Raw genomic sequence first — 11,816 nt, 5'->3', positions numbered from 1 at the left:
GCCGCCGCCCGCCGCCACAGCTTCATCGAGCCACCCCGGTGCGCCTGTACGGCGAGCCGGACGTTCTCCCGCACCGTCAGCGAACCGAAGACCGAGGACGCCTGGAAGGTGCGCCCCAGCCCGAGCCGGGCCCGCCGGTGCGTAGGGAGTTCGGTGACGTCCTCCCCGTCCAGCAGGATCCGTCCCTCGGTGGGCCGGCGCAGGCCGGTGATCAGGTTGAACAGGGAGGTCTTGCCGGCGCCGTTCGGCCCGATCACGCCGAGGAACTCCCCGGGCGCGAGGTCGAGGTAGACGGAGTCGACGATGGCGACCTCACCGATCCGCCAGGTCAGACCGCGGGTGGCGAGCACTTGGTCAGCCCTTCATCTGCGCGACCGGCGGCGCGGTTTCGTCACCGGTCAGGGTCTTCTGCGCGGCGGCCGTGAAGGCGGTGCCACTGCCGGAGAGCTTCGCCTGGTACATCGGCTGGAGCAGCGCGTGGTCCTCGGCGCGGATGGTCATCTTGCCCTTGACGCCGTCGAACTGCCAGCCCTCCAGCGCCTTGATCATCTTGTCCACGTCGTCGCCGCCCTCCTGCACGGCGCGGACGACCATCTGGGCGGCGGCGAAGCCGTCCGGGTGGAACAGGTCGAGCGCGCCGCCCGGGATCTTGGCCTTGGCGGCCTTGGCGGCCTCGGTGTCGCTGGCCCCGTCGAAGTAGTGCGACAGGAAGGAGATCTTGCTGCCGGCCGCGCCGAAGGTGGGCCAGGTTGCGCGGATGTCCAGGCCGGTGACGACCGTGGTGGAGGAGAGCACGCCCTGCTGGTCGAGGGTCTGCCACATGGCCGGGCCGGTGGTGCCGGCCCAGGCGACGAAGAGCAGGTCCGGCTTGGCGGCCTTGATCTGGCTGGCGAACGGGGTGAACTCGGTCGCGCTGGCCGGGGCCCGCACGCTGCTCACGGTCGCGCCGGCGCCGCCGATCACGGCCTTGACGGCGGCCTCGTTCGCGTCGCCGAAGGCGCCGTCCTGGGCGAAGACGACCACCTTCTTGCCGGCGGCGTCACCGATGAACGACTTGGCGGTCACCACGTCCTGGTACGACTGCCGGCCCGAGCGGAAGGTGTACTTGTTCGCGCCGGTCACCGCGTCGGTGGCGGCCGGGCCGGAGATGAACAGCACCTTGTTCTGCGCCGCGATCGGGGCGACCTGGAGGGCCACGCCGGACGAGGTGGAGCCGGCGATGATCTTCGTACCCTTGCCGATCAGGTCCTTGGCCGCGGAGACCGCCTTCGCCGGGTCGCCCGCGTCGTCGACCTCGGTCAGCTCGACCTTCCGGTCGCCGACCTTGCCGGTGCCCTTGGTGGCGAAGTCGAGGCCGGCCTTGAAGCCCTCGATGTACTGCTTGCCGTAGCTGGCCAGCGGCCCGGACTGGGAATACACGAGGCCGACCTTGACCGGTGCGGCGTCGCCGCCGCCGGAGGCGGTGTCCTGCGGGCTGCCACAGGCCGTGGCCGCGAGCGCGGCCGCCATCACCGTGGCGGCGGAAAGGAACACCCGTCGCGTGTGCCGGATCGTCATTGCGACTCCAGGTGGGGACAGGGGGAAGTGTCAGTTGTCGGCTCACGCTAGAAGTGACGTCACGCACGGGCTATGTGGCCGAAACACACAAGTAACCAGAGTGGGGTGGCCAGCCGTTACAACCGCCTCCGGCCAGTGGATCGCCGTGCCGTTTCCGGTGGCCGCGGGCACCACCGGCCGGTACGCCGCTGTGTCGAGCCCCGCCATCGACCCTGGACGCGCGGCGGCCCGGCGGAGTGTGCCGCCGGGCCGCTGCGCTGGGGTACGGGGTCAGAGCTGGAGGTGCGCGTTCCGGCGCAGCCGGCCGAGCCCGACCAGGAGGCCGCCGGCCGCGAGCAGGCCGCCACCCAGGGAGAGGGTCTGGACCACGCCGATGCCGGTGACCGGCAGCTCGGGCTTGCCGCCCCTGCCGTCCCAGCCGCCCTTGTCGTCCTTGTCGTCCTTGTCGTCCTTGTCGTCCTTGCGGTGGTCGTACTTACCGTCCCGGATGCAGATCGTGACGGTGACCGGGTCGGAGACCACGGTCCGGTAGCGGTACCGGCCGGTGGCGACGGCGGTGTTCACCACCTTGCCCTCCTTCACGTCGCGCCAGTCGACCTCGTGGGGACGGACGGCGTGGCAGTCCGTGCTGGTGCCCGGCGCCAGCGTGGTGCTGTTGCAGACCACGTACCCGGCGGTCGGGTCGTCGACTTCGACGTCGGTGATCCGCACGGTTCCGGTGTTGGCGACCCGGTAGGTGTAGAAGATCTTGTCGCCCTCGGCCGCGTAGCCGTCGTTCTCACACCGGTCGCGGCAGTCCGACTCGACCCGGGCCTTCTTGTCGATCGAAAGGCTGACCTGCGGGTCTCCCGGATGACCCGGGTAGCCGGGGTATCCCGGGTTCCCCGGATCGCCGGGGTCTCCGGGATCGCCGGGATCGCCCGGGTCGCCAGGATCCCCAGGGTCGCCCGGGTCGCCTGGATCCCCAGGATCGCCCGGGTCTCCCGGGTCGCCCGGGTCGCCGGGGTCATCCGAGGCTGCGCAGGTGTGGGCGAGCACGAAGTTCTCGGCCGTTCCGGAGATCACCGCGGTGGCGCCGGTGAGCGTCCAGTGGGCCGGCAGCCGGATGAAGGCCCGGCTCACGCCCTCGAAGTCGACGATCTCGCTGTTCGGCGTGCCGGGGATCGGCCGCGTGACCGTGCCGCCGGGCGTGCTGAACGTCGTCGACAACGACTGGAAGACGCCGCTGGTCTCCGGGTCGCCGGACAGGTCGAAGACCCAGGTCTCCTCGTCCGGGAAGGGCCCGCCGCCCGGATAGCAGAACTGGGGAGCGTCCGCCGCCGTCGTCGGCACGTCGTCCGGATCGATGCTGATCGTCTGGGCGGCCAGGGCCGGCGTACCACCCAGCAGCAGGGCGCCGGTCAGCAACCCAAGGGCGGCCACCCGCACTCCGATGCTCGCCCGCCTGCTCGGCGCAGAGGTATTTCTCATGTACATCCCCCGTGTCGTGGATCCTTGACACGGGTCGAAACGACCGCTAATAGGACATGTTACGCAAAGCGGACAGGATTCCCACGGACGGTGGAACGCCCTCCGATCCTCACCGGAGACGGACCGTAGCGCACTCGCCTGCACGGCAACGAGCTGATCACCGGCCAGCCGGGGCGTGGCACCTTCGTCGCCGACGCCTCGGGCAGCAACTCCCGAGCCGCTACGGGACGGCCGACAGAAGCGCGTACCCCGGAAGGCGTGGGGGCGACCGGCCGCAGGCCGCCACTAAAACCGTAGAACAGCTCGTACTCGGCGGTGATGTCGATTCCCTTGAGCGAGGAACGATCTATCACCGACTGTCCCAGAATCCGCCGGACTCGGTACGCCACCCAGCAGGCCAAAGACCACAGCACCCGGCAGTCATTAATTCAGCCCGGAAAGATCGCAACGCGATGCCTGGGGGACGGGAAACAATCAGCTCAGAATTTGATTACCGGTCAGCCGAGGCGTAGGCCCAATTTGCCGAGCACGCCCCGGCTGCCGGCATCATCACTCAGCAGCCATCAATGCAGTAGGAAACCTGCACTATTGATCCCACCAGACACAGGTGTCCTCGCCTGCGTCGTCTTCACAGATCTTGAAGTGGTGAACCCCGTGTGACCAGCTACGCGTTCCGCAACCAGCACTGCTGCCGTTACCGTCGCCAACCTTGATCTCGTACTGGATGTACATCGTGTAGAAGACGGCGTAAACACCATTTCCATCGGCTTCGTTGTCGCACACCTCGAGGGTGGACGACGACGAGCTGTAGTTGATGAAGCATGCCCGGTCGTTACCCTGGTAAGCGCAACCAGAATCGGCGTGAGCGACGCCGGGAAGCATCATCATCAGGCCGAGTCCAAGCGCGGAGCCGATCGACGCTAGTCGCGAAACCTTCACCCATTCCCCCATCAACAAGGCTGCGACGCGTCACTGAAAGCGCCACCGGTTGCGCCAGACTACATACATGGTGATCATCCTTCAACCCCGTCAATGAATGCGGTAACGGGAAGGTACCGGGTAAGCCGATCGCCTTACTCCGAGGACTCTCCGGCAACGGCGCGGACGCCGGTCAGAGTCCCGCGCGGGCCGCCACGGCCGTGTCCGGCTGGTCGGCGAAGGCGCCGTCCAGGCCCAGGCCGTAGAAGAGCTCGTACTCGGCGGTGATGTCGCCGCGGGCGTTCGGGTCGGCGCCGATCCGGAAATCGACCGGCAGGAACTGGTTCTCGGCGCGGAAGGTCCAGGCGTGCACCAGCAGCTTCACCCGGTGCGCGTCCCGGATCACCGAGGTCGGCGCGAGCAGCTTGCCGGCCCCGTCCCGGGGCACGATCAGGTTCTTGTTGAGGCCGACGCCGTCGGCGTACGTCGCCACCCAGGCCAGGCCGGCGGCGGTGGCCAGGTCGGCGTAGCCGCGCGGGTCACCGGCGGCGGTGAAGTCGTAGGGGGCGCCGGCGGCGTCCATGAGCTGCACCAGCCGCACGTCGATCATCCGGTCGAGCTTGCGCAGGTTGGCCGTCTCGAAGCTCTGCACGAAGACCGGGTCGTCGCGGTGGGTCAGCTTGTTGGCCTTGAGCGTGGCGACCAGCGGCTCCTCCAGCGGCAGCCCGATCGAGGCGAAGTAGCTGGGGTGCTTGGTCTCCGGGTAGACGCCGATGGTCCGGCCCCGCGCCTTCGACTCGGCGCGGGCCAGGTCGATGACCTCCTGGAAGGTCGGCACCGGGAACTTCCCGTCGAAGGCCGTGTTGGCCACCCGCACCTGGGGCAGCCGCTCCTTGGCCCGCAGCGTCCTCAGCTCGGCCAGGGTGAAGTCCTCCGTGAACCAGCCGGTGACCTTGACCCCGTCGATGGTCTTCGTCGCCTTCCGGGCCGCGAACTCCGGGTGGGCGGCCACGTCGGTGGTGCCCGAGATCTCGTTCTCGTGCCGGGCGACCAGCACGCCGTCCTTCGTCGAGACCAGGTCCGGCTCGATGAAGTCGGCGCCCTGGCGGATCGCCAGCCGGTACGACTCCAGCGTGTGCTCCGGACGGTAGCCGCTGGCGCCGCGGTGTCCGATCACGATGGGCCGCTGGACCGCGCGGGACCGCTCGGCGCGGGGCTCCGGGTCGGCCTGGGCGGCCACCGCCGGGGCCACCACGGCCGCCGCGAGCAGCGCGCCGGCCACGCCGAGGGCGGAAAGGGTACGTCGCAACGCCGTCTCCTGTCGTCGAGGGGTACGCACAGCAGAACGGCTCCGGTTGGCCGGCAGTTGGTCGGTTCCTGACCTGCCGGTGAATCTCCGGGCGGAAGATGACCTGGTGCGCCGCCTGCTCCGGAACCCCGTTCGGCTGGTGCCGTTCGGGTTCCTGGCGGTGATCCTGCTCGGCACCGGCCTGCTGATGCTGCCCTGGGCCACCAGCGAGAGCCGCTTCACCCCGTTCGTCATCGCGCTGTTCACCTCGACCTCGGCGGTCTCGGTCACCGGCCTCGCCGTCAACGACACGCCGAACTACTGGAACGACTTCGGCCTGGCCATGATCACCGTGCTCACCCAGCTCGGCGGCCTGGGCATCCTGACCGTCGCGGCGCTGGTGATCCTGGTGGTGTCCCGGCAGCTCGGCCTGCGCAACCGGCTGCTCGTGCAGGCCGAGACCGCCGAGTTCGGCCTCGGCGACGTCCGCTGGCTGCTGGTGCGGATCGTCGCGACGGTCCTCGTCACCGAGGCCGTGATGACGGCGGTGATCACCGGCCGGCTCTGCCTGGTCTACGACTACCCCCTCGGCCGGGCGCTCTGGTACGCCGCCTTCCACGCGATCCAGGCGTTCAACAACGGCGGCTTCACCCTCTACTCGGACGGCCTGGTCGCCTTCTCCCGCGACCCGTGGGTGGCGCTGCCGCTGGGCCTGGGCGCGATCATCGGCGGCCTGGGCTTCCCGGCGCTGTTCGAGGCCGCCCGGATGTGGCGCAGGCCGAACCGCTGGGCGATCGCCACCAAGCTGACCATCTGGGGCAGCGTCGCGCTGATCGGGTTGGGCTTCGGGTTCCTGCTGCTCACCGAGTGGACCAACCCGGCCACCATCGGCACCTACGACGCGGGTGGCAAGGTGCTGGCGTCGTTCACCCAGATCGCGCTGAGCCGCACCGGCGGCTTCGACGTGATCAACATCGACAAGCTCAACAACGAGAGCTATCCGCTCCTCATCGTGCTGATGTTCATCGGCGGCGGCAGCGCCAGCACCGCGGGCGGCATCAAGGTCTCGACCTTCTTCCTGCTCGCCTTCGTGATCTGGGCGGAGCTGCGCGGCGAGCCGGACGTGGCGGTCGGCGGCCGGCGGGTGGCCACGGCCAGCCAGCGCCAGGCGCTCACCGTGGCGCTGCTCAGCGTGGCGTTGGTCGTCCTCGGCACGATCCTGCTGGTCGTGTTCACCGACAACCTGCGCAACTTCGCCGCGGTCTTCGAGGTGACCTCCGCGTTCAGCACCACGGGCCTCTCCACCGGCCTCGCGCCGGAACTGTCGAGACCCGGCCAGTACGTGCTCATCGTGCTGATGTTCATCGGTCGGGTCGGACCGCTCACCCTCGGGTCCGCGATCGCGTTGAACACCCGGCGACACCTGTACCGCTACCCGGAGGAGCAACCCATTGTCGGCTAGGAGGACGGACGACAACAGCGTCGTGGTGATCGGGCTGGGCCGGTTCGGCTCCCGGCTCGCCGGCTCGCTGCTGCAACTCGACCAGGACGTGCTCGCCATCGACCACGAGCAGGATCGGGTGCAGCGCTGGGCGTCCCGGCTGGACCGGGTGGTGCAGGCGGACACCACCGAGGAGTACGTGCTGCGCCAGGTGGGCGTCGCGGACGTCCCGCGGGTGGTGGTGGCCATCGGCAAGTCGGTCGAGGCGAGCGTGCTCACCGTGCTGGCCCTGACCGAGTTGGGCATCCCGCAGATCTGGGCGCGGGCCACCTCGGAGAAGCACGCGAAGATCCTGAGGTCGGTGGGCGCGCACCACGTCATCTTCCCGGAGGCGGAGACCGGCGAGCGGGTGGCGCACCTGATCGTCAGCCGCATGCTCGACTTCATCGAGTTCGACGACGACTTCGCCATCGCCAAGGTCCGGGTGCCCGCGTCGCTGGTCGGCCGGTCGCTTCGCGAGCTGACCCCGACCGACCGGTACGGGGTGATGGTCGTCGGCGCGAAGCTTCCCGGCGAGCCGTTCCACTACGCCGGACCGGACACCGTCCTCCAGCCGGACAGCGTGCTCATCGTGGAAGGCGCGATCGGCCGGGTGCAGCAGTTCGCCGCGCTGGGCTGACCGTCACTTCTTCTTGCCCTTACCGCCGTGCCCACCCCCCTTCGGCCGGTCTACCTGCCTTTTCCCTTACCGCCCTCCTTGCCCTTGCCGGGCTTGGCCTTGCCGGAGGTGCCACCGCTCTTCGCGGCGGTCTTGGCGGGCGCCTTGGCGGGCGCCTTCGCGGACGGTGTGGTGGTTGGCGGCGCCGTCGTCGGCACCGAACCGGCCACGCCGGACACCTGCACGCCGCAGGTGCTCTCCCCGACCTTGAACTCCACCGGAAGCGGGTTGCCCCCGGTGTAGCTGCCGTTCAGCGAGACCTTCTTCGAGGCGCCCGGGGCCAGGGCGGCGTCGGTGGCCGGCGCCTGGACCAGCACCGTGCTTCCCTGCTGGCGTACCGCCGGCTGGGCCGCGCCGACCGTCTGCTTGCCCGGGAAGGTGAAGCTCATGGTCCAGTCGCGCAGCTCGCGGGTGCCGGTGTTGGTGAGGGTCAGGTCCGCCGTGAAGTCCTTGCCGGAGTCGCGGCGCAGCACGTAGTCGACGGCACACGGGATCGGCTCGGGCAGCCCCATCCGGGCCTCGGTCGGCTCCACCCCACCGCTGGCCGGGCTCTTCGAGGTCACCCCCCACAGGGTCGCGGTGACCGCGATCAGGCCGGCGGCGGCCACCCCGGCCTCCACCTTGCGCCGGCGGGCCGCGGCCCGGCGGGTACGGGTGCGGACGGCCGAGAAGGGCAGCGCGTCGGTGGCCGTGGACCAGGGCAGGATGGTGGTGCCGGCGTTCTCCATCAGCGCCGGGTCGAACTGGCCGAGCGCCGGGGAGACCGGCACGATCGCCGCGATCCCGGCGGCCTCGGCGAGCGTACGGGCCACCTCGGCGGTGGCGGGGCGGTCCTCGGGGCGCTTCGCCAGGCAGCGCCGGACCAGCTCGGCGACCTCGTCGGGGAGGCCCACCACCGGGGGCATCGGGTCCGGCTCGTTGTACATGTGGGCGCGGAGCATCTGGGTGGTGGTGCTGGCCTGCCAGGGCAGCCGGCCGGTGAGCATCCGGTAGAGCAGCAGGCCGACCGCGTAGACATCGGTGGCCGGGGAGACCTGGCCGTTGTCCAGCCGCTCCGGCGCCAGGTAGGCGGGCGTGCCGAGCAGCGCCCCGTCCGGGCCCTTCTCGCTCTCCCCCACCAGCGCCGAGATGCCGAAGTCGACGACCTTCACCCCGGTCGAGGTGAGCATGACGTTGCCGGGGGTCACGTCGCGGTGCACCACGCCCCGGGCGTGCGCGGTGGCCAGCGCCGACGCCACCTCCGCGCCGATCGTCACCGCCTCCCGCCAGGGCAGCTGCCCGCCCCGCCCGAGCCGGCTGCTCAGCGGCCCGCCGTCGACCAGCTCCATCACCACGTACGGGACGGTCAGCCCGACCTGCTCGGACTCGCCGTAGTCGTACACGTTGGTGATGTTGGGGTGGCAGAGCCGCGCGGCGGCCTGCGCCTCGATCCGGATCCGATGCCGGAACGCCTTGTCGCTCGCCAACCGCGAGGCGAGCACCTTGATCGCCACCTGCCGGCCGAGCACCTCGTCGTAGCCGCGCCAGACGACCGACATGCCCCCCGCGCCGAGCTGCTCGACCAGCCGGTACCGCTCACCGACCAGCTGCGCGCCGTTCCTGACCACTGCACCCATGGTCGGTGCAGTTGCCCGAGGTTGACCCTCGTACACCTGAAGGGTCGAAATCGGTCAGCGAAGTCACCCGTTCAGGCGGTCGCCAGGAGCTGGTCCACGGGCGCGTAGTCGTCGGTGAGCACCATGGCGTCCCCCACGAACGCGGCCACCTCCGTTCCGTCGAGCAGCTTCGCCGGCTCAGGGAGCAGCCGCAGCTCCGCCGGGATGCCGGCCAGCGGCAGCGGCGCGTCCGAGGCGACGATGAGGAAGTTCGCGCCGGCCTGCCCGGCGATCGCGCCGGGCGGGGCGATCAGCGCGACGTTGCGGAACTCGGCCGCGACGGTGGCCAGCTCGGCCCGGATGAACCGGCCCGGCGGGTAGTCGATGACGTTCTGCACGTAGATCCCGTCCGGGCGGAGCACCCGGCGGATGTCGTCGGCCATCTCCCGGGTGGCCAGGTGCCAGGGCACCACCAGGTGGCCGAACGCGTCACCGACGATGAAGTCACGGCTGTCGGTGGGCTCGGCGCCGAGCAGCACCCGCGCGTCCCCCACCCGGGCGCGCAACTGCGGCCCGGTGCGCACGCCCAGCTCCCGCCGGTCCAGCTCGACCAGGCCGCCGTCGATCTCGAAGACCAGGTTGTCGCTGCCCGGCCGGGTCGCGGCCAGGTAGCGCGGCATGGTGAAGCCGCCGCCGCCCAGATGCAGCGCGTCCATCCGCTGCTTCGGCGGCTTGGCCACGTCCGCGACCAGGCCGATCCACTGCGTGTACGCGTACTTCAGGCGGGTCGGGTCGGCCAGGTCCACGTACGAGTGCTCCGCCGAGTTGAGGTAGAGCGTCCGCCCCTCGGTCCACTGCCCGTCCACCTCCACCCGGGCGCAGTGGTACGCGGTCTCCACGTCGCACGGGTTCGGGGCGACCGCGGAGAGGCCGGCCCCGGTCAGGCCGAGCACCGCCAGGGCGGCCTTCGCCCGGGTCGGACCGGGCAGCCCCGTCCCCGCCCCCCGGCGCAGGTACGTCCCGAGCACCAGCCCGGTCACCCCCAGCACGCCGGCCAGCGCCAGCACGATGACGGTGCTGGGCAGCGCCGCCACCAGCACGAAGCCGGTGGCCAGGGTGGCGGTGATGCCGCCCAGGGTGCCGATGCCGGAGAGCCGGCCGACCACCTGCCCGGTGCGGCGCAGGTCGGCGAGCTGGAGCTTCACGACCAGCGGGGTGACCCCGGCCAGCAGCAGCACCGCCAGTGCCGTCAGCAGGAGCACCGCGCTCGCCGCGCCGCCGCGCAGCGCCTCACCGGCGTACCGGACCACCGGCAGGGTGACCGCGGTGGCGATGCCGGCCAGCACCAGGGCCGGGGCGAGCAGGGTGCGCGGGTCCCGCCGGTCGGCCAGCCAGCCACCCATCCACGCCCCGTACGCGATGGCGGCCAGCGCCATGCCGATCACCGAGCTGGTCACCTGGAGGGTGACCCCGACGTACGGGCCGACCAGGCGGAGCGAGACCGTCTCCAGCACCAGCACCGCCCCGCTGGAGAGGAAGACCAGGAACGCGGCGAGCCCGTTGGGCAGGGCCCGGGGCGGGACCGGCGCGCTCGGCGCCGGCTCCGCGACGACGTCGGACGATGTGCTGCTCACCGTGGCGATGCTACGCAGCGTTCCCGGCGGGGCGGGTCAATACATCGAGATGTGAACATGGTTTGTGTGGTCGGCGGCGGGGCTGCCGCCCCCGCTGTACGCCCGCCAGCCGGTGTTCGGCATCCAGATCTGCCGGTACCAGATGACGTACATGATGCCGAGCCGGCTGGCGTTGTTCTTGGCCCAGCTGGCGAGGCTGTCCCCGTAGGACTTGTCGCCGCCGGTGGCGGAGACGTCCTCGAAGCCGCCGGTGGCGGCGGAGAAGTCGCAGGCCCGGCCCTTGGGATGCTCGCCGTCCCCGCCGCTGCGGTGGCAGGAGGCGTAGCGCTTGTAGCCGGCCGCCTGGGCCTGCTGGAGCATGTGCAGGGTGCGCGGGGTGATGCAGCCGTCGGCCGGCGTCGGGTCGTTCACCGAGCAGGACTCCGACGGCCACGAGCCGTCCGGGTTGCGCGGCGCCGGCTTGGCCGACGACGAGCCGCCGCTGAAACCGGAACCGGAGCCGGAGCTGACCTTGGCGAGGGCCACCTCGGCGTCCCGCTTCTTCTTGGCCAGCACGGCGAGCTGCTTCTGCTGCTCCCGGACCTCGGTGTCGATGGCCACCTTGGCCTCGGCCGCCTGGGCCTTCGCCTCGTTGAGGTCGTGCAGGCGCTTGCTGTCCCGCTGGGCCATCATGTCCAGCTCCGCCGCCCGCTGGAGGAACGCGTCCGGGTCGGAGCTGGCCAGCAGCATCGACACCGGGGTCAACCGGCCCAGCCGGTAGGACTGCCCGGCCACCTCCCCGACCTGCGCGGTCAGCTCGACCAGGCGTACCTCGAGCTGCTTGAGCTGGCCGGTCAGCGCGGCCTGCCGGCGCTTGGAGTTGTCGAGCCGGTTCTTGGCCTCGATGTGGCCCTTCGCCGCCGCCTCCAGGGCCGCCCGGAGCTGCTTGCTGCCGCCCTCGTTCGGGGCGCTCGGGGTGGGCGCGGCGGCGGCCGCCCCGGCGGGGGCGGGACCGGCGCCCAGCAGCAGGGCCGTCGCGGCGAGCAGGGCGAACAGCGACCGGCGGACGCGCCGGCGGGTGAGCCTGGTCCTGGGCACGTGAAGGGTCCTTCCGTCGACCGCCGGCCCCCCGAGTCGACCTTGCGCGGCGGCGGCTCCACCGGCGCCGGGCGGCGGCCTGCTGGCGGAGACCGCCGGTCACGATACCGGACCGTAC

Annotated in this window: 10 protein-coding genes; 2 read left to right on the top strand and 8 right to left on the bottom strand. The window is 71.1% G+C overall.

The features are described from left to right. The 5 genes from IEY96_RS32645 to IEY96_RS14515 form a co-directional block, all read right to left on the bottom strand. Nucleotides 1-350, bottom strand: a 350-nt coding sequence (locus tag IEY96_RS32645; RefSeq protein WP_229791621.1) for an ATP-binding cassette domain-containing protein, incomplete at its 3' end; no start/stop codon positions are given. Nucleotides 351-354: 4 nt separating this feature from the next. Then, entirely contained in the window at nucleotides 355-1,557 is a 1,203-nt protein-coding gene (locus IEY96_RS14530; RefSeq protein ID WP_189195370.1) for a substrate-binding domain-containing protein, read from the bottom strand. Nucleotides 1,558-1,827: 270 nt separating this feature from the next. Further along, nucleotides 1,828-3,027 carry a CLIPPER-2 domain-containing protein gene (locus tag IEY96_RS14525; protein ID WP_189195369.1) on the bottom strand — a complete coding sequence of 400 codons (1,200 nt, stop codon included), beginning with the start codon at nucleotides 3,025-3,027 and terminating at the stop codon, nucleotides 1,828-1,830. 585 nt (nucleotides 3,028-3,612) lie between these two features. Continuing rightward, complete coding sequence (locus IEY96_RS14520) at nucleotides 3,613-3,966, bottom strand: hypothetical protein (protein WP_189195368.1); 354 nt, start codon at nucleotides 3,964-3,966, stop codon at nucleotides 3,613-3,615. Between the two features lie 172 nt (nucleotides 3,967-4,138). Then, on the bottom strand, nucleotides 4,139-5,254 hold the full coding sequence (locus IEY96_RS14515) for a glycerophosphodiester phosphodiesterase (RefSeq protein WP_189195367.1): 1,116 nt from the start codon (nucleotides 5,252-5,254) through the stop codon (nucleotides 4,139-4,141). Nucleotides 5,255-5,360: 106 nt separating this feature from the next. On the opposite strand from IEY96_RS14515, the gene IEY96_RS14510 reads away from it, so the two are divergent. Continuing rightward, nucleotides 5,361-6,695, top strand: coding sequence for a TrkH family potassium uptake protein (locus tag IEY96_RS14510; protein ID WP_189195366.1), 1,335 nt, complete (start codon nucleotides 5,361-5,363; stop codon nucleotides 6,693-6,695). After that, nucleotides 6,685-7,353 carry a potassium channel family protein gene (locus IEY96_RS14505; RefSeq protein WP_189195365.1) on the top strand — a complete coding sequence of 223 codons (669 nt, stop codon included), beginning with the start codon at nucleotides 6,685-6,687 and terminating at the stop codon, nucleotides 7,351-7,353. Before IEY96_RS14510 ends, IEY96_RS14505 begins: the two co-directional genes overlap by 11 nt. Before the next feature lie 50 nt (nucleotides 7,354-7,403). Here IEY96_RS14505 and IEY96_RS14500 read toward each other — a convergent pair whose 3' ends face one another. The 3 genes from IEY96_RS14500 to IEY96_RS14490 all read right to left on the bottom strand — a co-directional run bounded on the left by IEY96_RS14500 (nucleotide 7,404) and on the right by IEY96_RS14490 (nucleotide 11,698). Then, nucleotides 7,404-9,008: a serine/threonine-protein kinase gene (locus IEY96_RS14500; protein WP_189195364.1), complete on the bottom strand. Its 1,605-nt coding sequence runs from the start codon at nucleotides 9,006-9,008 to the stop codon at nucleotides 7,404-7,406. 71 nt (nucleotides 9,009-9,079) lie between these two features. Next, complete coding sequence (locus tag IEY96_RS14495; protein ID WP_189195363.1) at nucleotides 9,080-10,621, bottom strand: fused MFS/spermidine synthase; 1,542 nt, start codon at nucleotides 10,619-10,621, stop codon at nucleotides 9,080-9,082. 36 nt (nucleotides 10,622-10,657) lie between these two features. Further along, complete coding sequence (locus IEY96_RS14490; protein WP_189195362.1) at nucleotides 10,658-11,698, bottom strand: coiled-coil domain-containing protein; 1,041 nt, start codon at nucleotides 11,696-11,698, stop codon at nucleotides 10,658-10,660. Between the last annotated feature and the right edge of the window lie 118 nt (nucleotides 11,699-11,816).

This window comes from Micromonospora fulviviridis, assembly GCF_014648395.1.
Classification (GTDB): domain Bacteria; phylum Actinomycetota; class Actinomycetes; order Mycobacteriales; family Micromonosporaceae; genus Micromonospora; species Micromonospora fulviviridis.
This window is presented reverse-complemented; position numbering and strand designations above follow the sequence as displayed.